Genomic DNA, 23,655 nt, shown 5'->3' with positions numbered 1-23,655 from the left:
TTAACTAAGGCGTTTGCTGTAATTTATCCAGAAACGCTTTTAGATCTTTACCGGTTTCTTCAGGTAACTCCATCATCGGATAGTGACCGACATCGTCGTAATGGATCACGGTCACATCAGCGTTACGAAATTGCTTAACCGCGTCATCGGCTCGGTATTTTGGCAACACAGGATCGCTGTCACCCCACTGAAGGAGTATCGGCGCAGTAACCTGTCCAGCTTCATCACCGGCGCCTTTCGACCAAACTGCCTTGCTGTTGGCTTGATAGTACTGGCGTACCAGTTCGAACTTCCCTGGAACATTATTGGTTTCATAAAACCAAGTCAGTTTTTCCTGCGTGAGTCGAGACGGCTCACCGTATAACCAACTTAAGAAAGACTTGTAATAGATCTTTGGCAGGTAATTCGGCGCCCAATGCTGATGAATATATTGAAAGAAATTCACCAAAAAAGGCGCTTTCGATTCCGGTGGCGCAGACAGTGGTAACGTCGACAGTGCTAGCGCCTCTACCTGCTCCGGATGGCTGGCGGCATAAAGAACCGAGATGGTCGAACCGCTGGAACTGCCAACCAACGTAAACTTGGTCAGCCCGAGTTGCGACACCAATTTTTCCAGAAGTGTCACGACGCCAGGCATTCCTGTCGACGGTTTGGGATCAGAACTGAATCCATAAGGTGGCCAATCGATTCGAATAACCCGATAACCGGTTTTAAGTATATCTGCCCAGCCATCATAAATTCTCAAGTCAGACATTGAGCTGTGCATCATAATGACCACAGGCCCTTTGCCCTCATCACGAATATGGAGCTTGACGCCATCCACATCGATAAACTGTGACGGCGCGTTAGCGTACTTTTCTACGACCGCTTCTTGAGACGGGTTCCACCAACCCGCTCGCATACTTCCCACTAGGGCGAAAGCACTGACAATAAGTATTGCCAGAATACTGAGAGTCCATTTCCACATAATGATATCTACTTCTTGTTAACGGTCTTATTGTTCAAGCCATAGCCTGAGATTGTTTTTGAGCCCGAGCCATTTGCCGCATGATTAGAAATGCGAAAATAGCGGCACAAGCCATCGCCGGGCCGACAACAATTCCGAGAGATACACCCACCATGGTGTCTGCTTTAAACACATACTGAGTTAACATTGCCACCAGCATCGGCCCGACAGACGCACCAATTAAGCTGGCTAGAAGATGATTAACCGATGTCGCTACACCACGCATATTCGGCGGCACTATATCCTGCAAAATAACCAGTGTGATTACCCCGGCCATCGCCAACAGTACGGCAGGCAGCCCAATCAAAAACAAGGTGACCGCCAAACCAGGATTTAATGCAATTAATCCGTAGCTAATACACGCGAGATAAGCAACGATGATGACTTTGCAGCGACTGACGGGATTGGAGCCGGTTTTCCGTGTGATAAAACCACCACTGATCGACCCCAAGGCGCCAGCACCAAACATGAGAATTCCCATGATCCAACCAATCTCCTGAGGACCCAATTCAAAACGACGCATCAGGAGAGGAAGATTCCAAGCCATGCCTGAGTACTGCACGACCGCGACAACCAAAGTGAGTAAGTACAACGCGCCGATGGATCGCCAGTGCCCCCGAAAATAATTAACGAAGTGACCAAAGCCAGCGAGTGGGTTGCGGGATGTGGGTTGGTCTGACGGTGTTCTCGGTGGCTCCTTACCCAACATCAGCAACACAATTACCGCCGCCCCGAACATCCCGTAGAGAACGAACAATACACGCCAGGACTCGAACGCACCCAAAAGCGGCCAGTCGGCCATGCCTCCGGCCAATGCATGTTGCAATAACTGACCGCCGATAATCAGGGAAAAGCTTCCCCCTAAGAGCTGACCGATAATAACGCCGCCGATTAAATTACCTCGGCTGCGCTGGGGAGCCATATCGCCAATTAGCGATACCGCGACCGGCCAAAGTGCGGCTTCGCCTGCGCCAACGAGCATACGAAAGAAGAACAGCGACTCGAAACTTTGCGCCAAACCACACGCGAAGGTTCCACCACTCCAGATGAGCACGGCGAACGCTAAAAGTCGATTACGAGCCAGGCGATCGGCCATCAACCCCAAAGGAATGCCCGCAAAGGCATACAGAAGAGAAAACGAAAACCCCTGTAACAAACCAATCTGGGTCTCTGTCAACATAAGATCCTGACGGACGGGGTCGACCACCAGGGAGAGGATCATGCGATCCATCGTACACAGTGCAGCGGTTAGAAACAGCGCGAAAATTGTGACGCGACCACCGACAGAATAGTAAACGCTATAGCGTTCCCGATCATCGCCAGCCGCAGCGGCAGAATCCAATGAGGACATAGATAACTCCAGTGCAGCCTATTAACCTGCACGCAATGAAACAAAAATTCAGGAGATCAAACGATCACAAACCTGCTGATCTACAGATGGCAGACGCACCTGCCACCGGTATAGAAGGCCTTTAGAAATCGTAATTCACTTCCACGCCAAACTCTGCAGGTCGAGGCGCACTCGCCTGTAAGCACTGCTGATTATTTCCGTAGAACGCCGTGTCGGTTTCAACAAAGGCACAGAGTCCGGCGCCTCCCGCCAGGCCTGAGCCGATTGCGCGATCCTGATTGAAAATGTTCTTCCCGTAAGCTGCCACTTCAAAGGATTGATTACGCAGACTCACACGGGCATTTGCTGTCCAGGCGTCTTCCGCCTCAACACGATTCGCCAGGTCTGCATACCATTTCCCTTTGTAACTGGCATCCAATCGCAGCGTCATATCCATGGCGTGAATCACACTGGGAATGAAATACTCCCCGGACACCCGGCCCGTCCAACGCGGCACGTTGGTCTGCGTCAAACCATCCAAAGACACGGGATCACCTACTTCGCCTTCAAAGCTCCACGTTGAATCTGCAGACAAGATCAATGGATCGTCGTTGACAAACTCATGATGGGCGTAGCCCACTGAAGCACGTAAAGTTAAAGCGTCTGTTGCCAGGAATTCGGTATCTAATTCAAAGCCATAGACTTCAGACTCGCCAACATTGTCGGCGAATGTCAGTGGTACTACCTCACCATCGATATTGACGTTTGAAGAACTCACCAATTGCTGATTTTCAACGTCTTGAAAGAAGACGGCAGCATTGAGTTTCAAGCGGCCTTCTAAGAAGGTGTTTTTGGAACCCAATTCGTAGTTGCTCAACTCTTCGGGATCCGCAACCATGATAGTTGGGTCACCATTTACAACCACTCGGCTCATGCGGGCACTCTTCACGCCGGAAGAGCAAAGCGCATACAGCATACTGTCATCAGACGGCTTGTAGCTGAGCGTGACACGCGGCGAGAAGTCGGTAGATTTATTGGCCTGGCCTTTATCAATCGGAGAGGCGCAATTGGGGCAGCCAACGTAGGAAATTCGCTCATTGGCCACACGCCCTTCAACGCTGAGCGTCAAGGTATCGCTCAGGTCGTAATCAAAGCCACCAAACGTGGAGATATTCTCCAGTCGATCAAGTCGGGACCGGCCACTGGGGTTGGTGTCACTTGCTGATAGAAGAAACCGAGTTTCATCTTCTTCCCAAAAGTACGAGACGCCCGCACGCCAGCGAAACGCGGCCTCACTCGGAGATAAAAGTACGATTTGATGACTGGTGTTTTCAAAAAATTCCTGTGATGGATATAGAAAGCCAGCATAGAAACTGAGGTCGACAGCATCTGTGCCCACCAGGTCGCCAAATACTGGATCTTCCCCTACGCCATAAGCCCGGCCAACAAACGCGGCGTCTCGGTCATCTTCACTGTAGAAATAACCACCACTGTAGGTCAGCTCATAGTCGCCGATGTCTTTTGTCACGATCAGCGAGCCAAAGTATCGGTCACGCTCAGTGCCTGTCGACCCCACGTTGGAAATCAGGCCGACGTCGGCATCGGGTAATGTTGTGGGATAAAATGAGCCATCGGCACGTGACAGAGTAAAGGTATCAACGCCCGCCTCGACCCAGTCGCGAGGATGTTGAATTACCGCTAATGAACCACTGTCTTCATCGTGGGAATACAAGCCCCGAAGTTTTATCGACAGCGTATCTGTCGGCTCGTAATAGAGCGTTGCGGTTCCCGATTGGGTCTGTTCTTCACCGATCGGACTGCCGTCGTCAGGTGACTCGCCAACTGCCCCGTTTTGGAAAGTGGATCCGGCGAGACTTAACCAGAGTTTATCTTCCACCAATGGCATATCAACAGAGCCACTGAACATGTAGGTGCTACTGTCACCACCATCGGGATAACCACCCCGCGCTCTTATGCTGCCGGTAATCGTGTCTTCGGCAGGTGATTTGGTGATGAAATTAATGGCACCGCTATAGGTTGCTCGACCGAAGCTCGCCGCTTGCGGCCCTTTAATCACCTCAACCCGTTCAATACCATTTAAATCCAGCGACGCCAATTGTCCGCTTAGAGGAACGCCATCCAGAAAGAAAGACACACCTTGATAGCGTTCGTCCGATGTATTAGGAGTAAGACCGCGCATACCAACTGCGGTTGGATCATTGCGGTTTGCGCTTGAGAGATAGAGGTTTGGTGTTACGTCCTGAAGATCCTTGAGCCCAGTAATTTGATTTTCACGCAAATCACTGGCTGTAAAAGCATCAATTGCCAGGGGAACGTCCTGTAGTTTTTCGCTACGTTGTTTTGCAGTGACGGTAATTTCTTCTATTTGTGCTGAGGCAAATCCGCTGACGGAACTGATGATGGCGGCAGCCAAAAGATTCGGCGTAAATCTACGCCATTTCACAGAGGCATTCTTAAAGGTGTCTTCCCTCATGGTGGTCCTGTCTCACTCCTTAATGATTAGTAATAGATCAACATCATCTAAATCTCTCTCTGAAATGACGGTATTTTTTTGCCCGGCTGATTCGCCAGGTCTGATCATCTAGTGGTGGACACGAAGGTCCATCGACAGCCGCTTCTCAGCGCCGGGAATTCTGCCCAGCTCTGAGAGGCTGTCGATCTGAATTAATTATTTTTGAATGCTGCGGCGTATTGCTTCACAAATTCCTGCACAGATAGAGGTTTGCGTCCGAGCAAATCGGCCGGTGTGTTAGTGGTATGTGTGGTACTGCCATCGGCCAGAGCTTTTAACTCTTCACAGACTGCATTGACTCGCCAACCATCATCGATAAACGCCTCAAGAGTTTTTCGGTAGTCCGCTAATGGCTGATCAACATAGGTGATGGGGCGCTGCAGGGCATCAGAAAATATTTCCGCAATCTGATTAAAATCGAGCAATTCGGGGCCGGTCAAATCGTAACTTTTCCCTTCGTGCCCCTCTTCGATCAAAACCTTGGCAGCGACAGCGCCAACATCACGCGCATCGGTTGGCGCGACCTTACCCTGCCCCATGGGAAAGACGATACTGTCGTTTGCTTTAATGGATCGCGCACAGGTCAACAGCATTTGAGTAAAAAATGTCGGCCGAATCATGACCCACTTTAAACCAGAGGCACGGATGTAGGCTTCGGATGCTAGATGAGTTTGCGGAATCGGTTTGGTGGTTCCCGGAACCGTTTCCATTGAGGATTGCTTCACCAGAAGGGAAACCCCATGCGTCACAGCAAAATCGGTTACTCGCTTTTCCAGCGTCAACTGGGCTTCGCCGTTCGGTAGCAACAGAAAGACTTTCTCAACCTTATCCATGGCTTTCGCCAGGGCATCATCGTCAGCGACATCGCCAATAACCACGTCGACACCGGCATCTTGTAACGGTTTCGCTTTATCGGGATTGCGCACCAATGCCCTGACGGATTGTTTCGCGTCCAACAAATGCTGAATTGCACTCGTTGATGTTTTACCTGTAGCCCCGATAATTAAAATCATACTGCTCTGTACACCATTTTTTACGTTGTATTTCCGATGATCCGGCAGACTATGGCCTTGCCGGCCCCATAACATCTAACTTCCATCCCGCTGGTGAGGTTATTGTCGTCACCTCACGCTCACCATCTTCGAGCACGTAGCTCGCCACAGGGGTAACTTGGTATCCACTCTGGCGGCAGCTCTCGGCAATCGTGTGGACATCGTCAACACTCAGCCCGGCCCGAAACATACCCCGCACCGGAGGCAATGCACGGGGATAGAGGTTTGCCCCGTCAATGCCTTCATAAGACACCAGCTCTACGCGACCAAACCGATGGGCGGGATCACCCAATAATTGCATATGCAACTTGCCACCCGACGGAAGCCCTATCACTTTCTCTATTGTCTCGCCTTGCAGACAGTGCCGATCCAGCGCCTGAAATCCCAATGTTTCAAAAAACGCAATTTCAGCATCGATATCCGCTACCGTCGTTACCACAGACGTCGCACCGCCAAATTGTCTGGGTGTGACTTGAAGAGGCTCGCCAACCACTTCCATCAATACCATATTGATGTCGTCTTCGACGGGTAGCTGTACTTCTTTTACCACAAGGCCATCGACGTGATGCTCCATAGGTGCCGAGCGCATCTGATAGCCAGCAGCCACTAATTCTTCTATGCGGGCATCGATGTCGAGAACATTGAAATCCAGGTTTTTCGGGCACACATCGGTAGACTTAGCGCCTTGACGCACACTTTCCACGGCGTCTCTAAATTCCACCAAATGCAATCGACCACCAGGCGCGCCGGGCGTAATGAGTACGGCATGACGCCGGATGGCATTCGCCGGCAATCCCCAAAGACGACATAATCCTGGAGGGGGCACCTGTGGCTTGTACTGCAGCTCCAAGCCAAGCATCTCTGCCCACAAAAACAAGCTGCGATCCAGATCGTTCGTACCTACAAATATCCGATCGTATATTCGTGCTGATTCCGGCGCGCTCTGCTCTGTACTTGGCTCTGACATTCTGCCTTAAACTCCTATTTCGCCATGGCTGTGCAATATCGTAATAGCCAGTCATACCGCGACCGGAGTCGTTGATCCGGTGCATGACATGATGTCTTTGGCCTGGATCAACCTTATGTTTCTGGTAATAGATTTTCTAGATGAATTTACGGATAGGGTATACACAATTGCTATGGCGCTGAGAATGACATTTGTCATTCCAGAATTCAGGTATTGAGAGGGAAAAACGCTACCGCAGAGGTGAATTGACTACTTTTTGTGCACCTGAAAGTTAAGGCATGGAGGGCTATCAAGATCGCCTGGGCAGATGATGAAGCTTAGCAATGAGCTCACCTTGGCGCCTGACCTCAAGCTTGCTAAAGATGTTTTTAAGATGGCTTCTGGGTGTCGCCTCAGACAAGCCTTGATGTTTGGCGTATTCTTTGACACTGGCCCCCCGGTATAAGGCAACAACCAGTTGAATTTCAGCGGGTGTCAGTTGCCACTCTTCCGACAAAGCTCGTTCCAAGCTCCGGCGCTCCGGCAATGCCTCGCTCTCCACGACAACCACACCAGAAAATCCGTAGAGCTTATCCAGTTCTGACCGCAAAGCGCCAATGTATAACCGGTATCTACGGCCATTTTCGACAAAGGTGATATTTCCGGCTTTCCCCACCGCAGGAAGATGACGATCACCGATGACCTCTCTCTGAATGTCTTTTTGCAACTGTTGATTGCAGTGGGCATCCGCCATGATCAAGCGGCGCCCTTCCAAATACAAAGAATTTACCGAGGCCAACAATGTCAGTCCATGTTGATTAGATTCCAGCACCTCGCCTCTGGCGCTTAGCAAATAGACCGCACGCGTGCACCCCAGTAAGTGATCGATACGGGATTCCAAAAGCGTATCGACGTGGATGGATCGCCCGATTGCTAAGGCACTTTCCAGATAAGGGGCCAACAACCGAAAGTAATGCTGTTCATCAGACTGAAATCGTCCAGCCGACTTTCGACGAAAACTCCCGAGCGCAATCATTGAATGCTCTCGATTCTCAATAATCAGCCCACCGGAATAGTGGGCGTGATACTTTTTTATTAATGGATGGTGATAATGGGGATGAACCGACATTTCCTCTTCAGTCAGAATGTCCCAATCTGACCAGTAGCCGGTTCGGCTGGTGGTGCGGGTAAAATTTACTTTGGGGTTATTTCCAGCGTTGATGTCTTCCAATAAATCAGCCTCGTCATCAGCACTCGGCAGTCCCTCACGCAGTTTTAAGTAACTCACTAACCCAGTGGATCCAGCATTGATCAAATGTGCGCAGTGGCAGTCAATCGGTTCCGAAATTTTAATGATGGTGTCCGGCCACCGACTTGGGTCAAACGCCGATATTTGAATCTCTTGAATCAGCTGCTGGATAGATCGCTCGGTGAAACGACCCGACAAAGAAGACTTCCGCACGCCAGATTTTCCTCCGTAATCGATCTGCGCCATAGAAAGCTCGCAGCCGGGGCCTGCAAGAATAGAAAGTTCTCGAACATTGTTTAAGCGAACGCAATAGGGAGCAAGTGTGTGACGCGCCAAAGCCACGAATAACGACACCTTTGGCGTCAAAAGTTACCCTTTGATCGAATTCAGTAACTCGTCTTTACCGAGACACGATGAATAACGCGAAGCCACCACTGACAACACATCACTGTATCTGCGACTTTGGACTGTATTGACGCGCCAGCCATCGTCCCAAGCCATCCAACCCCGGGAAGAGGACTCGTTCCGTAATATTGGATTGATCTAGCTTGTCACGTATTTCCCATTTTAAGTTGGCAGGGATTACCACTTTGCGGCAGAGCGATGGGTGTTCATGGATCCATCGATCCAGACCAATGTCCGCTCGCGACATGACGGAAAATAACGCGAATTGATTGACGATGCGATCATCCATCGATGGAGGTTCGAAAAAAAGCAGAAAAGGCAGTGTGCTGACTCGATCAAACGCTTCCATCGTCGCAACGGATCTCGCCAGCAATTCTGTGGTGAAGGTATTAGCGCCCTCTTGATCCAACACCTGACGCATTGCGGAAGGCAACAATTGATGACAACGCTCATAGTCAATGCACCATACACAGCCATCCAGATGATATTTTTCTGTGTTTGCCGTAGCAAAATGTGCAGCGACCAAAGGTGAGTGCGTCCAGTCCAACAAACGGGTTGGCAATTCATGATGTTGCGCAACAGATAGCCAGTGCCAATAGGAATCCCTCTCCACCACATCGCGATGAGCGTATTTCACAAAATTGCGTAGTAGGTGGCGCTCTAAACGAACATAGGGACCACCAAGACGCATGAGCGTCGTTGCTAGAGGATAGGCAACATCAGATAACCCCCGAAACGCCCAGGGAGAGCGAAATCGGCCCAGCTCAGCATTCCACGTCTGATCGAAAAGGAGCTCCTGCAAATGAGACCAGCTTTCAGCGATGGATATTTCGGGCATGACAATTGATAACTTCAACGACGGGACAATCGAGACAGAAAGGCTTCCAGTCACGACCCTATCGGGATTCAATGACAGCGTGATGACATAGCAACAAGGGCAGAAAATTTCAGCGATTGACAATCAATCTGCCATCACGACAGCCCACAGAACTAATCTAACGTGAAACCCATCGCAAAGAGCCCGATAAGAACAAGCACCCCGGTACAGCTGAAAACATATTTTCGATATCGCCAACGTCCGATACAGCCAATAGAAGCCATGGTTTCACGGTCACGCTGCATAAAAACAATACCGCAATCTGTACAGCAAAAAAGATCTTTATAGGCATAACAATGCTTATGATGCCCAACGCTTACAGAGTCACTTTCCAGCCATTCATAATAGCTGGGATCATTTTCCTCAACAGGAGGCAATTTTTCCACAGTAGCCATGATAGGTTCTTCCCAAAACGAGCGTCAGGAATCTTCACAGCACGACCGCTGCCACAAGGAACAAGCTGGGATTCCCATATTATTGTTATGCCAAACATACAGAGTTTTTAATTTAGATTCCCCCCCTATTTTGGGGGCAGCCATACAATTTATGTAAGCCTCACAACGTCAAGAGCGGAGCAGAGACGTTCCTTGGTGTGCCAGATCAACCCTGACGATAAGATTGGCCGCCTCCCCTGCAAAGTAAACAGGACACCAACCAGCGTCATCAGGCCGACAGAAAACTGGATAAACCCTAGATGCTGAACTAGATTTTTAGACATCTGACACAGGCAGTGGCCGTCACCGGAGGTTTCGCGAGTGATCGAATTTGAATTTCGAGGCAGATTTTACACCGCCCGTTATGCATCCGCCTGCGGCGCCGACAAACACTATGATGTCATAGACGATCGAGGACAACGCATCTCGGTCCACACGTTATGGTCGGGTCGCTACCCCAAACAAGGATTAGAGCGACAAGTAATCAGCTATTTTAAGCGGAGAGAGCGCCAATCCCTGAAAGACTGCTGCCATAATCACAGATTGCCCTATTTTCAGGCTCGCCGGGAATTTTTGTTTAAATAGCGATCACAACGCTCAAAACATCAACACCTGTTATCCATTTTATCGTTTGCTTTATATAGATATCGGGGTACTGCGCTAATTCGAGCTTCTCCCCCTTCCATTGTTGCCCCCACACTTCTCCGTTATTAAAACTCTACAGATTTCACTCTAAAATCACTCGGGATTGTTACTTTTCACGATTCCATAGCAATTTATCCCAGCTTTATTTGTCTGAGATTTAAGTAGTCGCCTGGATCGACTCCGAATGTTTTGACTGGGCCTGTCGTCGAGGCCATCATAGGCACACACTATCTATTTGGTTATAGATACAATGGATATGTAGTCCAGGCTGCAAAGAAAGGGTTTACGAGCAGATGTCATTTCCAACACTTAAACAATATTCACAGATTCTCGCAATTGTACTTGGTGGTCTCTCCTTTTTACCTTTAGGGAGCCAAGCGGAACCATTTTCTCCTCCTGAAGGTGATTCAATCGAACAGCCAAATACTAAACCGAAACGATGGCGACCGGGACACTACATGCTTCTTTTCAATGGCGCAAAAAATCCAGGCGGTCAATGTTGGGCGATAAGAAACGAAGATAACGTCAAAGGTCTGATGGCGAGGTTCTACTGGAGTGACATAGAGAAAAACCAGGGAGAATATGATTGGTCTCAATTAGATGACCTTATGGATCAATGTGGTCGACAAAATAAAACGGTTTTTGTTGCAATTATAGAGAGAACGTTTGGCGGGAAACCTGACCACACATTTTGTAAAGCCCCTGCGTATATTCGAGATAAAGACAGTGGTAAGGGATGCATGGCGTCCAAAAATGGTGGGTCTTTAGCCATCCAAAATGACGACGTTGCAGAGGCTTATATTACTTTTTTGAAAGCGCTCGTTAGACGTTACGACAGCAATGACGCGTTCGGAGGGCTCCAACTGGTTGAATCGACGCCAGGCTTTAGAAAAGTAAAACGTCCAGAAGGATATTCAAATAAAATTTACTCTGAAAAACTGCAAAAAATCTATAAGGAAGTATCCGCTGAGATGCAGCAAAGCATCTTAGTACCTGGCATCAATTTTCTCGCTGGAGAAGTTCAAAACTTAGTCGACACTGCGTTTCAAGCGAAAACCGGCATTGGAGGCCCCGATGTCCTGCCGACTTCATGTACCAAAAATGGTCCCACCGTCGCCCAGCAGTACTATGCAAAGTCTTATCTAGGTAAGATGCCTGCAATGTGGCAGATTCAATCTCCAGAACTCGTTGGGCCTTTCGGAAAATGCAATGTTTCCCAAATATCAGAAGAAGGGCAACGGCTAAAGATGACACATTATTTCTGGCTTAAAATCGGAAAGAAAAAAGACAGTATTGGCTGGAAAGAAGATATACTCCCGGCAATTGAAAAGGGGCTGCCTTACTCAGAGTCATGTCCGGAAATATTTGAAAATGGGTGTACCTAAAAGGGACACCTATATATAAACCTAACTGATATTAGGTTACGAAAGCTATCTTTTCACCGGTATACGCAAAATTCGTGAATCGGCAGCAATATACAAATTGGTCTGCGATGCATCAAAGGTTAAATTACCCACTGCGGTGCCGGTTTTAAATTTGCCCAATAGCTTGCCATCGTTTGCAAATATCCAAACTCCACCAGGCCCTGATGCGAAGATTGTTCCTTCACGATCGACAACCATTCCATCAGGTAACCCAGATTTACCATTGCCAACCACGTCCGTCGCGTCAGCCAGCAAACGACGGCTGATGCCTTGGCCTTGGGACTCTAAACGATAAGCATACCAGTAAGCGGCTTGTTTATCGGCATTAGAAACATAGAGTGTTTTCTCATCTGGCGATAAAGCGATGCCATTCGGAGCGCTGAGCTGATCATCGATCAGAGTCAACTGACCCTCGGAGCTCAAGCGGAAAACACCTTGAAAATCGAGCTCTCTGTTGGGATCACTTTGGCCACCAGGTAGTCCGAACGTTGGATCGGTAAAATAGATATCCCCATTGCGACTTACGATTAGATCATTCGGGCTGTTCAGACGCTTTCCCTCAAATCGATCAATCACCGAATGAAAAACCGGCACCCCGGTCTGTAATGGCAGGGATAAGCTGGCAATTCGGCGATCACCGTGCTGACAAATTAGCAGATTGCCGTCGTGATCCAATGCCAATCCATTGGAACCACCAATAGGTCCTTCTGTCGATAAGTCGCTACTTCCGGAGTGATCGATCAAAATGCCTGTACGACCATCGGATTGCCACTGGTAGATTTTGTTTCCCGGGATATCGGAAAAAAGCAGGGATTCGCTTTGAGGCCACCAGACAGGGCCTTCGGTCCATCCGAAACCATTGGCAAGCACTTGCGCCTGCACGTTTGAATCAAAGAGCACAGTCAATTGTTGCGGCTCATTGAGTTCAAGCTTGCCAACAAACTCACCTACACCAGGCTCCGACTTCGCGACTTCATCAACACTACTGCATCGTAAAATTAGCAGAGACCCAAAAATCAAAAAAATGATTAACAACCCGCGCAACATAACCACAACCAACCGTTTAACCGGTAAAGTTTAGTTGAGTCCGGGGCAATCGTTCGGCTAAGAAGGGTAAATCGGCGCCAGCCAAGAGCGGTTAAACGAAGACCTCGCCGCCAAGTTAAGAAAAAAGTACTACCCCCCAGAAACCCGCGCCATGTAAGTCCTAACCGATTAAAGGCAGAATTAACGTCCGGGGGTGCCTCGCTTTGACAGCTACTGACAACTGCCGTTAAATCGCCATCAGCTTAAGAAAAACCATTCCTCGCCCGCGCCAAACAGTAGATGACGAATCATATGCGCTTGATACGAGCCCCCTTGAAGCCGACGGATTTAAATCTTCCCGCAACCGTTAAGGCAATTGCATGCTTACGCCTGCTTTTGGTCTTGCTGGTGCTGATTGTTCAGCAACTCTGGCCCGCAGCAACAACATCCGAAATGGATGATCCAAGGCTGCTTGAGCCCATTCATATCGCCCTTACACTGGTGGCGGGATGGTCATTGGCGGTACTGCTTATCCCCTGGTTGCAACGTCATTTGAAACCAGATCTACGCGAACTCCTGATCGATACTGGATGGATTTTCCTTGCAGCCGCAAGTGCCGGAGGTGCATCAAACCCGTTTATCTACTATTACTTGGTCACCGTCGCACTGGCTTCGCTACTGCTATCGAAAAAGCTCGCTGCCTCAATTTGCACGCTAAGCATAGTCTTCTATACATTACTTCTGTGGCGAGGTGTCAGCGATCACTTTCAGCACCTATCCAGCGACTACCAAACCCATCTGATGGGCATGTGGGTAAATTATGTCCTCAGCGCAAGTTTAATCTGTCTGTCAATTACCAGCCTGGTGTCGACGCTTAAACGGCAACAGCAGGAAATCGGTCGGATTCGTGAAACCAACTTGAAAAACGAACAGATTATTGGAATGGCAACGCTTTCTGCAACCACAGTCCATGAGCTTGCGACGCCTTTATCAACCCTCACATTGATGACAAATGAACTTGAACAAAATCCGCATCTAAGTGTTCAGGACAAAGAAGATTTGGATATCATGAAAGAGCAAATCCGACGTTGTCGAACGGCGATTCACAACCTATCCCAGGTCGCCGTTAATCAGGAACTCGACGTGGTAGACCAAACATCAGCGACCTTAATGGAAGAACTCAAAGACCACTACGCCTTGCAGTTACCGGATCATAAACTGGAGTTTGACAATCAAGCGCCGCCCAACTTGATGTTTTCGTCTTCCACTCTGCTTCGTTACGCCATCATTAACTTGATCAATAACGCTCTTGAATCCAGTGACGATCAGGTCCACGTTGGCTTTCAAAAATCTGCTGAATATCTATTAATCAACATCCGTAACTCCACTTCGCTGAGTCAAGAACAGCTGATAGAGCGATGGGGCAAGCCCCATGCCTCTGAAAAGAATTTAGGCCTCGGGATAGGTTCGTTTCTAGCCAATAGCACCATCGAAAAACTCGGCGGCAGTGTCAGTATGACCGCAACGGATGTCGATACAGAGTTTCATACAATGACCGTCCTAGTAAACATTGCCTTACCTGCTACACATCAACCTTATTTTGACCAGCAAGCTTATGAAAATTCTGTATCTTGAAGATGATCAGGCTCTGGCTCGAGTAACCACTCGAGGTTTGGTTCGCTGTGGCTACGATGTCGAGCACCACGCTGAGATTGCATCATTCCGCACGGCGCTTCCAAACAGTAATGCCCATCGTATTTTGCTGGATCTCAAAATTGGCAATGACACCTCCCTGCAATTAATCAGTGAAATATCCGCCGTCACGCGCGCGCCTATTGTCATACTCAGTGGCTATGGGACCATAAGAACCGCCGTTCAAGCGATGAAATTGGGCGCCATCGACTTTCTCACCAAGCCTTGCTCTCTGGAGGACATTTTAGCGGCGTTCAACACACCTGAAGAACCACCTAACAACGAAGAACCGGCAGACATTCAACGTCCCTCGCTAAAAGCTCAAGAACACGAGGCCATTCAAAAAGCGCTAGACGATAACGGCGGGAACATTTCCGCCGCAGCAAGACAACTTAAAATGCATCGTCGTACCTTGCAACGGAAATTGAAGAAACGCCACACCATCGATTAACACTCAACGAGATACCAACTGCGACCATATGTCGCATCCAAGGGGAGTCCCGCCAAAGGTATTATGGCGCCGCTCAGAAAAGGATACCCCACAACAATGACCGATAATCGCTCACACCGTCACTCTACGAACGTCTCTTTTCATAAATCACTGATCAAAAAATCCCTGACGTTCGCCATAGCTCTCGCAACGTCGAGCCTTACTTATGGCGCTGATGGTAGCAACCCGCAAACGGAGACACTCGAACAGGTTGAGGTTGAAGGACATCCGGAACATCCAACGAAACGCGCGGGAGCCGTCGCGGACTTGCTTCGCGATCCGGGTATCGACTTCTATCGCTCAGGAGGAGTGGCAAGCCTTCCGGTCTTGAGAGGCATGAACGATGACCGAGTGAAAGTATTGCTAGACGGCGCTGAAACCACCTCTGCTTGCGCCAACCATATGAATCCCTCCCTATCCTATCTGGACGCCAGTCAGGTCGTTGCCATCGACACCCTTGCGGGAATTACGCCCGTCAGCATGGGCGGCGATAGCATCGCCGGAACCATCGTGATTGATGCGACACAAACTCACTACGCGAGCGATTCTGGAAACCTGGAGACCGGAGCAGAGCTTGGGTATTACTACAGCACCAACACCCGTGGCGACGGCATTACAGCCAAAGCTCACCTGGCCAACGAAACTTTCAGCGTGGCCTACAACGGCGCCTATGATAAAGCTGAAAGCTATCGCGATGGCAACGGTGACAAGGTTCTCGACACACTCTACAAAAGTGAAAATCATTCTCTGATACTGGGCTATCGTCAGCAGGACACCGAATTAACTCTCAAACTCGGACACCAGGAAATTCCCTACCAGGGCTTTCCCAACCAGTATATGGATATGACTGATAACACCAGTGACAGCGTCAACCTACGCCTGCGTACGCAAGCCACTTGGGGAACCTTCGATGCTCGGGTTTTCTGGCAGGGAGTTGATCATGAAATGGGATTTTTCACCGACGAAAAGCCTGGCACCATGCCCATGCTGACAGAAGGCGAGGATCTGGGATACAAACTTAAAGCAGAAATTCCCGTCACTGACAGCGGCCGACTCACCCTCGGCCAAGAAATTCACCGTTTCACTCTCGACGATTACTGGCCTGCCGTTGAAGGCTCGATGATGATGGGACCGAACGACTACATTAATATCAATGACGGTGAGCGCACGCGCTATTCCCTCTACAGTGAATGGGAGCAAGAGCTCAACAGCTACTGGCAAATTCAAGCCGGAATTCGCTATGAACACGTGGTGACCGATACTGGCACCGTACAGCCATACACAACATCTGAAATGTCCATGGGTGGCGGAATGTCGATGGGCGGCATGGATATGTCCACCTCCAACGTTGCAGCTGCTGAGACATTCAATAACCGGGACCGCAAGCGACGAGACGATAACATCGATATCACCTTGCAAGCCCGCTATCAAATGAGCGACCGCGCCAGTCTCGAACTCGGCTATGGCCGCAAGTCTCGCTCGCCCAATCTCTATGAGCGCTACTCCTGGGGTGTCAGCACCATGGCCATGACCATGGTGGGTTGGTACGGTGATGCGAATGCCTACGTTGGCGACATGGATCTGAATCCGGAAATCGCCCATACCTTAAATGCAACTGTATCACTCAACAGTGAGCAGGAAGGCGACTGGAAACTCTCACTCACACCCTACTACACCTATGTGGATGACTTTATCGATGCCACTCAAATCGGCACCTTCAACCCGCGCAACTCTGCAAGTCTGACCCGCCCACGGCTGCAATTCGCCAATGTGGATGCAGAATTTTACGGTGTTGATATGAGCGGCGAAAGGCGTCTTGTCGAACATCAGGAATTCGGTCAATTGAGCCTTAGCAGCTCGCTGTCATATACCCGTGCCAAACGCAAAAACGGCAGTGACCTCTATCAAATATCCCCTCTAAAACTTGATCTGACATTAAACCACCATTGGAATAACCTACACAGCGATCTACAAATCGCCTGGACAGACACCAAAGATCACGTCGATCCAATACGTATGGAGCCGGAGACCAATTCTTATACCTTGGTCAACTTACATTCCACCTTAGCGATGGGGCCACTCTCGCTGTCTATCGGTATCGAGAATTTACTGGATAAAGACTACGAAGAGCCTCTCGGAGGAGTCTACTATGCGGGCTGGCTCGATGCTGGCGCCGACGGCGCATTTTCGGCGCTACCAGGGATGGGGCGGCAGGCAACCTTAGGAGCTGTCTACCGATTCTAAGAGCACACGCCAAATTCACAACAATGACATTTGTTGACCACGACCGACTGGAACCTGAAATGCTGAGGTGTTTAAGCTCGGCATTTCACGATGGGCCATACCGGATTTACGCAACGCGAGCGAAAAACGCTGACGTAAAAGGTCAGCGAAAATCCCACGTCCGGACATGCGCCGACCAAATTCATTCTCATAAAGCTGCCCGCCTCGCATATCCCGCAAACGGCTCAAAATATGTTTAACACGATCGGGAAAATGCTGTTTCAACCAATCAACAAAAAGCGGTAAGACTTCGTTCGGCAATCGCAACAACACATAACCGGCACTGACCGACCCCGCCTCTGCCACGGCGGTTAGAATCTCCTCAATCTCCTGATCATTAATCAGAGGAATAACCGGAGCCACCAGAGTACCGACCGGGACACCTGCATCCGTCAACGCACGAATCACCTCCAATCTTGCCATCGGACTGGCTGCTCGAGGCTCCATGATACGCTTCAAATCATTGTCCAGCGTCGTCACACTCACAGCGACATGCACCAGATTCTGCGCCGCCAGCTTCTCCAGCAGATCCGTGTCTCGCAAGATCAATCGACTCTTCGTAATAATGGTCAGCGGTTGCTGATGCGCCAGTGCAACCTCCAAAATACTCCTGACCACCCCCTCCTCTTTTTCAACGGGCTGATAAGCGTCTGTATTAACGCCCAGGGCAATAGGCTCACAACGATAAGAGGGGCTACGTAACGACTTGGCAAACAATTCCGCTGCATTGCGCTTCACGGTGAGCTGTGTTTCAAAATCGATGCCCGGTGACAAATCCAAATAGGCATGGGTTGGTCGAGCAAAACAATAAACACAACCGTGCTCGCAGCCACGGTAGGGGTTTATGGAAAGATTAAAGGGAACGTCAGGGGATTGGTTACGACTGATGATCGACTTTGCCGTCTCTTGGCGAAGCTGTGTTTTTGGCTTGTCTATCGGGGCATCAATGTCCCGGGTGATGATTTGGCGGGCAAAACGGCCAGGCAAATCCGAACTGCTTCCCCGCCCCTTCACAGGTGCGCGGAAAAAATCAGCAAATGGAATGTCGACTCGACAAGTGTCTCCGTCGATGGTGCCGTCAGTTATCCAATCCCGCGTCCTCATCACTCACCCCGCCAATACTGTTTTTATATACAGTAACGAAGTCGTTCTTCAGATGCAAGCGGCAGCTAGCCCCAAACAGTCACAAAACTGTCTCAATGAGCGCCTACCATGGTCAAAATCGAGGACTGCGGCGCGAGACCCGCGCCACTCAAGGTTATGGGATGGTAATTTGAACTTCTACCTCTTAGTCATTGCTCGTCATCTAAGGCTGATCGCTATCGTACTGACCGATCCCTTAATGGGACGCCGCCGCTGGTATGGTTCACTATTACTGCTCTCACTCTTACCGATTTACATCCTTTGGATGCTTTGGCATCTCGCTGGTTTGCTTTTGGATGAATTGCTGTTTCCACGCTACCGCAAGCAGCCGATCACCAACCCGATTTTTCTCGTCGGTCCGCCTCGAACAGGCACCACTCACTTGCACCGGGTGCTCGCACGTCACAGTGAACTAAGTACGTTTTCTCTCTGGGAATGTCTGTTTGCACTGTCCGTGAGCCAGAGAAAGTTGTTTCTTGGCATCGCAGCACTGGATCGATTTTGTGGTCGCCCACTGGCTCGAGTTATGGATTGGGTGGAAGGAAAGCTCGCTGAAAAAACAGCCGACATTCACCGCTTGAGCTTACTTGATCCAGAAGAAGACTTTCTGGTGCTGATTCCGCTAACCGCCTGCTTCTTGCTGACCATTCCACTACCTAAAGCAACCTGGCTATGGGATATTGCTCGCCTCGACACTCACACCCCGGAAAAGCATCGACGTAAAGTGCTTGGCTTTTACAGAGCGTGCGTCCAAAAGCACCTTTACGTCTTTGGACCCCAGCGTCGATTTCTCTCTAAAAACGCCTCCTTTCCCGGAATGGCTAACGAACTACTACGCACATTTCCTGGCGCCCATATAATCGCCACGATGCGAGCTCCTGAACAAAGTGTCCCATCGCAACTTAGCTCTCTAAAACCGGCCTGGCGGCTATTCGGATTACAGAGAGACAGCGACTGCCTCAATGATGTTTTCGTCTCTCTGATGGCTTACTACTATCAACATTTGGCTCAGGTCATAGAACAACACCCGAACGCATGTGTTGTACTGGATCAATCCGACCTTAGAGAACAGCTGCTTCAAACGTTACACGCCACGCTGGCTCATTTAAACCTCACCATTGATCGAGATTACGGCAATTTTCTTAGAGATGCCGATTTGAAATCCCAGCGCTGGCGATCCGCACACTGTTATCAACTCGAAGATTTTGGCCTGAACGCAAAAGAGGTTCGCAGACAATTTGCCAATGCCGTGCAAATGCTGGAGCGCCATTCTCCAAATACACGCTTAGGTACCCAGCAATGACACAAGCTCTGAAAGACTCGTTATTCAGACTGCGACAAAAAACGGATAATCTCTTTCAGGAGAATTCCTCAACTGGAAACATACTGATCATTTCAGACTCATTACCTGATCGCAATGGCGTTGGGTCCTACTATCGGGATTTAATGGACCAACTGCGAGATCATCAGCATGCTGTCACACTGCACTGCCCCTGCGCAGATAAAAAAACATGGTTGAGATTTCCCCTGCCCGGTGACGCCACACAAAACATTTGGCTACCGTCACCGGCGAAATTCTATCGCTTGTTCCGAGAAATACGACCAACAACGGTGGTTGTAGCGACGCCAGGTCCCTATGGTATTCTCGGAGCCCTGCTTGCCAAACAGTACCGCTGTCAGCTCATTGTCGGTTTTCACACACACTATTCCGGTGTTACCGATCTCTATCACAACCGGCTGCTGCGTGGCTTCAGTCGCTTTTATTTCGATATTGCGAACAAAATACAATTTAAGTTTGGCGACTTGGTTCTCGCCAACTCTGATGGAATGCGTAATCTTGCAGAAGAGCTCGGCGCCCGGGCAACAGGCATTATGGGCACCCTGCTTCCCGAAGATGCCTTACATCTCCCCGTGACACCGCTGCGAACGACGCCCAAAAGAATTCTGTTCGCCGGTCGGCTTTCACCGGAGAAACGCATCGACCTGATTCTCGATACCGCGGCCAGGTTTCCCGACCTGGAATTTATTATCGTCGGCGACGGCCCTCTGCGCAAAGAGGTAGCCCATGCCGATCAGCGACTTGATAATGTCACCTATATGGGTTGGCTGCCCCGACAGAAACTTCTCGAAGAAATGGACAACAGTGACCTGTTGATTTTGCCATCTAAGCTAGAGGCATTTGGCACCGTTGCTCTCGAAGCGATGGCGAGACAGAGGCTGGTTATCGTATCCGATGCCTGTGGCATTGTAGACTGGCCTGAATTAGCTCGGCATCTGTACCAATTTTCGAAGCCAGACGAACTGCCTCAATTGCTGAACGACATTTTAACCTCTCCAGCGGAGACCCTTGCTGGTCGAGCCCTCGCGGCACGACAAGCCGCTTGCCAACTCAATCATCGCAGTCTGGATCTCTGGCTTCAAACGGTACACATAGATCAACCGGAGTCGGCTTATCAACGGGTTTGATGACCGGCAACTCCTGGTTTCAATCCATGATGTTATGCCGCAGACGCTGGATCGCGTGATCGCGCTGGTCAACCGACTGGAACACGAGGCTCTTCTGCCTGCCACCTTACTCGTGGTTCCTGGCCTCAATTGGAATGAGCAAGACATATCCAAATTACAGACGCTGGTAACGAGAGGTTGTGAACTGGCCGGCCATGGCTGGACGCACAAAGCGCCGTACATACGCGGAATCTACCATCGCCTGCACAGCTGGACGATCTCTGGCCCAGTGGCCGAGCATTTGTCGTTAACCTCTGCAGAAGAAGAATCCGACCTTATTCTTCGCTGCATCAACTGGTTTGCGGCAAACGACCTCCCTTCACCAAGTCTCTACGTGCCACCGGCTTGGGCGCTAGGCTTTCCCCGAAAGCTCTCAATGTCGTCGCTCCCAATTGCAGCCATCGAAACGTTAACAGGCCTCTGGCAATGTCGAAACGGCAATTTTCAGCACTTACCTATGCTTGGGTTCGAAGCCAAAACCTCAATCAATGCAATCGGCTGCCGCATCTGGAATGCATTCAACCTGTGGCAAGCGTCGACACCTTCACCATTGCGGATAGCCATACATCCATTTGATACAGAATTAAGACTGTCAAAAAGTCTAGATTCCGTCCTCTCGTCCGGAGGAACCGCAATCTCCTATCAACGATTTTTTGACAGCAACACAACAGCTTTACGCCTGTACTAAACAGCGTACTGTAGGCCGTTTTTAAGACATAGAAACCGTGATGGCAAATGGGTTGGGACAGATCTCGTGACGACCAAAATAAGTCAACGGCACATCCTCGTTGTGGAGGCGAAAATAGTTACTGCCGAGCAAGTAGTGTGTCATCATTTTGCGTTCAAACCGCTCAACTGTTTCTGCGTCGAGAAACACTGTCGGCTCAACCCCAAGCGTCAAGGCCGCATTATACTTACTGAGCATACGTCGACCTTTGTCCCAACTGGCATACTCGCTCAATATCTCAGCTTCGTATGCCTGCAGCGATTCATCGTCGAAACGTGCATCAGGCAATTTTCGCTTAATGAGCTTAACGATAACGCCATTGTAATTATCATTGAAGTAAGCCACTGGCGCAGCAACGGCAACGCCGACACCCGCCGCACCTAAAAGTAATGTCCGACGTTTCATTACAACAACTCCGCAGAACGTAAGGAAAGAGCCGCAATTGTCAGGCTCGGATTAACCAACCCACAGCTGGACCAAAGAGAACTACCAACAATCTGCAAGTTACGATAGCGATGATGAATTCCCCGGGAATCCGTCACCGACAACTCTGGATCAGTTCCCATCCTCAAAGTACCTTGAATATGGTGTAGGGTTTCATGGGTACCAGTCCGCTGAATCGATTCAACGGGAAGTGGCGACAATATTTCCGGTAAAGACTGCTCCAACTTCTCAATACCGGCCACGGTATAAGGCGCTGGCTCGCCATGGCTAACCAGAACATTACCTGACTCATCCAGGGACACGTGATTTTCATACAAAGGGATCGTTTCAAAATAGGCATCTAGAGCCAGGGTTTGGCGCCAGCGCCCTGGAATTTCCCGCATACCGTGATAATGCCAATGGTTACAGAAATACAGGTGTGTCGCCGCCGCAGACCGTTTGAAATCTCCTGTTGCCAACGACAAGTTCATACCGGTGACGAGTGCGCTGCCGTCAAAATTGTCGACGCCATCGAGTTTGACTTCATAAATCGCGCCGTGTTTTTCGTGCAGATAATGTCCTACCGCGGGCGAAGTGTCTCCTGAACGCAATAATATCGCTGGACTGTGAATCGCATTGGCACCCAAAGAAACCATATCACCTTTTACGCGACGCTCTTCGCCCTCGACAACGAAATTCACACCGGTGACCCGGTCGTTGGCCAACTCCAGTGTGCGAACCTCCGCAAGAGGAAGAATGTCAATCTGAGGCGAATCAACCAAGTGTTCAAATCCGTTATACCAGGAAAATTTCGCGTTGATTGGACACAGATTGCACTTGTTCGTCTGACAGCATTGCGCCCGCTTTGACGTACTGACGGAAGCCCGCGCCTGAGGAACACTAAAATGAAGGTCTGGCTGACTGGCCTTCATTATCTTATCGACCGAGCTTAAATTGTGCGCGGGCAACGGATACCCCTCTAAATGGGGATAGACAACACTAAGATCTGCAGGCCCAGAGATATCCATAAATCGTTCAGCCTGGGTATAGTAATCAGCGATGTCATCGTAACTGATGGGCCAATCCATACCGATGCCATAGTTTGTTTGCATCTTCATGCTGTCAGGCATAAATCGCGGAGAAAGACTCCACCAACAATTGGTGCCGCCACCAAAACCTATATTGAATGACCAGGGTTTTCCCGGAGTCAAATTCGTAAAAGTTTTACTGAAATCCTGCTCGGAATTTTGCTGGTGATTAAGCTGCCAGTTACGGCTGAAATACCCGCCCCTTTCAATCACCAAAATTTTGGCTTGAGGAAAACGCTGCAGATATCCATGCAAAAAAAACAGATTGCCAAATCCGGATCCAACAGCGACGAGGTCATAACTGTTCGTCAGCTGCTCTTTATTAATCAATGCCATGACTAATCACTCTACAAAGCACTCTTAAAAAGAATGCGAAA

The 23,655-nt window shown here is 49.6% G+C and carries 19 protein-coding genes; 7 read left to right on the top strand and 12 right to left on the bottom strand.

Going from position 1 to position 23,655, the window contains the following annotated elements:
- Positions 1-4: 4 nt before the first annotated feature.
- The 8 genes from ACXAFR_RS05585 to ACXAFR_RS05550 form a co-directional block, all read right to left on the bottom strand.
- Entirely contained in the window at positions 5-967 is a 963-nt protein-coding gene (locus ACXAFR_RS05585) for an alpha/beta fold hydrolase (protein WP_475173448.1), read from the bottom strand.
- A gap of 34 nt (positions 968-1,001) precedes the next feature.
- A complete protein-coding gene (locus ACXAFR_RS05580; protein ID WP_475173445.1) occupies positions 1,002-2,357 on the bottom strand; it encodes an MFS transporter in 1,356 nt (451 codons plus the stop codon).
- 121 nt (positions 2,358-2,478) lie between these two features.
- A complete protein-coding gene (locus ACXAFR_RS05575; protein ID WP_475173443.1) occupies positions 2,479-4,800 on the bottom strand; it encodes a TonB-dependent receptor in 2,322 nt (773 codons plus the stop codon).
- A gap of 221 nt (positions 4,801-5,021) precedes the next feature.
- On the bottom strand, positions 5,022-5,882 hold the full coding sequence (locus tag ACXAFR_RS05570) for an SDR family oxidoreductase (RefSeq protein ID WP_475173436.1): 861 nt from the start codon (positions 5,880-5,882) through the stop codon (positions 5,022-5,024).
- A gap of 49 nt (positions 5,883-5,931) precedes the next feature.
- On the bottom strand, positions 5,932-6,888 hold the full coding sequence (locus ACXAFR_RS05565; RefSeq protein ID WP_475173429.1) for a VOC family protein: 957 nt from the start codon (positions 6,886-6,888) through the stop codon (positions 5,932-5,934).
- Between the two features lie 289 nt (positions 6,889-7,177).
- Positions 7,178-8,458 (bottom strand): helix-turn-helix transcriptional regulator, encoded by a 1,281-nt coding sequence (locus ACXAFR_RS05560; RefSeq protein ID WP_475173423.1) that lies wholly within the window; start codon positions 8,456-8,458, stop codon positions 7,178-7,180.
- Between the two features lie 103 nt (positions 8,459-8,561).
- Positions 8,562-9,359: an FRG domain-containing protein gene (locus tag ACXAFR_RS05555; protein WP_475173416.1), complete on the bottom strand. Its 798-nt coding sequence runs from the start codon at positions 9,357-9,359 to the stop codon at positions 8,562-8,564.
- Positions 9,360-9,511: 152 nt separating this feature from the next.
- Positions 9,512-9,793: a hypothetical protein gene (locus ACXAFR_RS05550; RefSeq protein ID WP_475173408.1), complete on the bottom strand. Its 282-nt coding sequence runs from the start codon at positions 9,791-9,793 to the stop codon at positions 9,512-9,514.
- A gap of 977 nt (positions 9,794-10,770) precedes the next feature.
- On the opposite strand from ACXAFR_RS05550, the gene ACXAFR_RS05545 reads away from it, so the two are divergent.
- Positions 10,771-11,862, top strand: a complete 1,092-nt coding sequence (locus tag ACXAFR_RS05545) for a hypothetical protein (RefSeq protein WP_475173405.1) — start codon at positions 10,771-10,773, stop codon at positions 11,860-11,862.
- 45 nt (positions 11,863-11,907) lie between these two features.
- On the opposite strand, the gene ACXAFR_RS05540 is transcribed toward ACXAFR_RS05545, so the two are convergent.
- Positions 11,908-12,948: an SMP-30/gluconolactonase/LRE family protein gene (locus ACXAFR_RS05540; protein WP_475173400.1), complete on the bottom strand. Its 1,041-nt coding sequence runs from the start codon at positions 12,946-12,948 to the stop codon at positions 11,908-11,910.
- Positions 12,949-13,239: 291 nt separating this feature from the next.
- On the opposite strand from ACXAFR_RS05540, the gene ACXAFR_RS05535 reads away from it, so the two are divergent.
- From ACXAFR_RS05535 to ACXAFR_RS05525, 3 genes are all read left to right on the top strand, one after another.
- Complete coding sequence (locus ACXAFR_RS05535; RefSeq protein WP_475173393.1) at positions 13,240-14,562, top strand: sensor histidine kinase; 1,323 nt, start codon at positions 13,240-13,242, stop codon at positions 14,560-14,562.
- Positions 14,543-15,070 (top strand): response regulator transcription factor, encoded by a 528-nt coding sequence (locus tag ACXAFR_RS05530; protein WP_475173390.1) that lies wholly within the window; start codon positions 14,543-14,545, stop codon positions 15,068-15,070. Before ACXAFR_RS05535 ends, ACXAFR_RS05530 begins: the two co-directional genes overlap by 20 nt.
- A 96-nt stretch (positions 15,071-15,166) precedes the next feature.
- Positions 15,167-17,353, top strand: a complete 2,187-nt coding sequence (locus tag ACXAFR_RS05525; RefSeq protein WP_475173384.1) for a TonB-dependent receptor plug domain-containing protein — start codon at positions 15,167-15,169, stop codon at positions 17,351-17,353.
- A 15-nt stretch (positions 17,354-17,368) separates the two neighbouring features.
- Here the strand turns inward: ACXAFR_RS05525 and ACXAFR_RS05520 are convergent, their stop codons facing one another.
- The gene (locus tag ACXAFR_RS05520; RefSeq protein WP_475173380.1) at positions 17,369-18,496 is read right to left on the bottom strand and encodes a PA0069 family radical SAM protein; all 1,128 of its coding nucleotides are present in this window, start codon (positions 18,494-18,496) and stop codon (positions 17,369-17,371) included.
- A 169-nt stretch (positions 18,497-18,665) separates the two neighbouring features.
- Here ACXAFR_RS05520 and ACXAFR_RS05515 point away from each other — a divergent pair, with 169 nt between their 5' ends.
- The 3 genes from ACXAFR_RS05515 to ACXAFR_RS05505 are packed head-to-tail and all read left to right on the top strand — an operon-like array spanning position 18,666 to position 21,728.
- The gene (locus tag ACXAFR_RS05515; protein ID WP_475173377.1) at positions 18,666-19,838 is read left to right on the top strand and encodes a sulfotransferase; all 1,173 of its coding nucleotides are present in this window, start codon (positions 18,666-18,668) and stop codon (positions 19,836-19,838) included.
- Positions 19,835-21,001, top strand: a complete 1,167-nt coding sequence (locus tag ACXAFR_RS05510; RefSeq protein ID WP_475173373.1) for a glycosyltransferase family 4 protein — start codon at positions 19,835-19,837, stop codon at positions 20,999-21,001. The genes ACXAFR_RS05515 and ACXAFR_RS05510 overlap by 4 nt, the downstream gene beginning before the upstream one ends.
- A complete protein-coding gene (locus ACXAFR_RS05505; protein WP_475173920.1) occupies positions 20,970-21,728 on the top strand; it encodes a polysaccharide deacetylase family protein in 759 nt (252 codons plus the stop codon). The genes ACXAFR_RS05510 and ACXAFR_RS05505 overlap by 32 nt, the downstream gene beginning before the upstream one ends.
- Positions 21,729-21,749: 21 nt before the next feature.
- On the opposite strand, the gene ACXAFR_RS05500 is transcribed toward ACXAFR_RS05505, so the two are convergent.
- Both ACXAFR_RS05500 and ACXAFR_RS05495 read right to left on the bottom strand, forming a co-directional pair.
- The gene (locus ACXAFR_RS05500) at positions 21,750-22,172 is read right to left on the bottom strand and encodes a hypothetical protein (RefSeq protein WP_475173371.1); all 423 of its coding nucleotides are present in this window, start codon (positions 22,170-22,172) and stop codon (positions 21,750-21,752) included.
- Positions 22,172-23,614, bottom strand: a complete 1,443-nt coding sequence (locus ACXAFR_RS05495; protein ID WP_475173366.1) for a GMC oxidoreductase — start codon at positions 23,612-23,614, stop codon at positions 22,172-22,174. The genes ACXAFR_RS05500 and ACXAFR_RS05495 overlap by 1 nt, the downstream gene beginning before the upstream one ends.
- Positions 23,615-23,655 lie beyond the last annotated feature (41 nt).

The sequence above is a fragment of the Pseudomaricurvus sp. ABR4_320 genome (assembly GCF_056159445.1).
The sequence above is the reverse complement of the archived record's forward strand: the minus strand, read 5'-3'. Positions and strand labels throughout refer to the sequence as shown.

Coding starts and splice junctions, on each gene's coding strand:
- ACXAFR_RS05585 (WP_475173448.1), bottom strand. CDS start 967: ATGTGGAAATGGACTCTCAGTATTCTGGCAATACTTATTGTCAGTGCT.
- ACXAFR_RS05580 (WP_475173445.1), bottom strand. CDS start 2,357: ATGTCCTCATTGGATTCTGCCGCTGCGGCTGGCGATGATCGGGAACGC.
- ACXAFR_RS05570 (WP_475173436.1), bottom strand. CDS start 5,882: ATGATTTTAATTATCGGGGCTACAGGTAAAACATCAACGAGTGCAATT.
- ACXAFR_RS05565 (WP_475173429.1), bottom strand. CDS start 6,888: ATGTCAGAGCCAAGTACAGAGCAGAGCGCGCCGGAATCAGCACGAATA.
- ACXAFR_RS05555 (WP_475173416.1), bottom strand. CDS start 9,359: ATGCCCGAAATATCCATCGCTGAAAGCTGGTCTCATTTGCAGGAGCTC.
- ACXAFR_RS05550 (WP_475173408.1), bottom strand. CDS start 9,793: ATGGCTACTGTGGAAAAATTGCCTCCTGTTGAGGAAAATGATCCCAGC.
- ACXAFR_RS05545 (WP_475173405.1), top strand. CDS start 10,771: ATGTCATTTCCAACACTTAAACAATATTCACAGATTCTCGCAATTGTA.
- ACXAFR_RS05540 (WP_475173400.1), bottom strand. CDS start 12,948: ATGTTGCGCGGGTTGTTAATCATTTTTTTGATTTTTGGGTCTCTGCTA.
- ACXAFR_RS05535 (WP_475173393.1), top strand. CDS start 13,240: ATGCGCTTGATACGAGCCCCCTTGAAGCCGACGGATTTAAATCTTCCC.
- ACXAFR_RS05530 (WP_475173390.1), top strand. CDS start 14,543: ATGAAAATTCTGTATCTTGAAGATGATCAGGCTCTGGCTCGAGTAACC.
- ACXAFR_RS05525 (WP_475173384.1), top strand. CDS start 15,167: ATGACCGATAATCGCTCACACCGTCACTCTACGAACGTCTCTTTTCAT.
- ACXAFR_RS05520 (WP_475173380.1), bottom strand. CDS start 18,496: ATGAGGACGCGGGATTGGATAACTGACGGCACCATCGACGGAGACACT.
- ACXAFR_RS05510 (WP_475173373.1), top strand. CDS start 19,835: ATGACACAAGCTCTGAAAGACTCGTTATTCAGACTGCGACAAAAAACG.
- ACXAFR_RS05500 (WP_475173371.1), bottom strand. CDS start 22,172: ATGAAACGTCGGACATTACTTTTAGGTGCGGCGGGTGTCGGCGTTGCC.
- ACXAFR_RS05495 (WP_475173366.1), bottom strand. CDS start 23,614: ATGGCATTGATTAATAAAGAGCAGCTGACGAACAGTTATGACCTCGTC.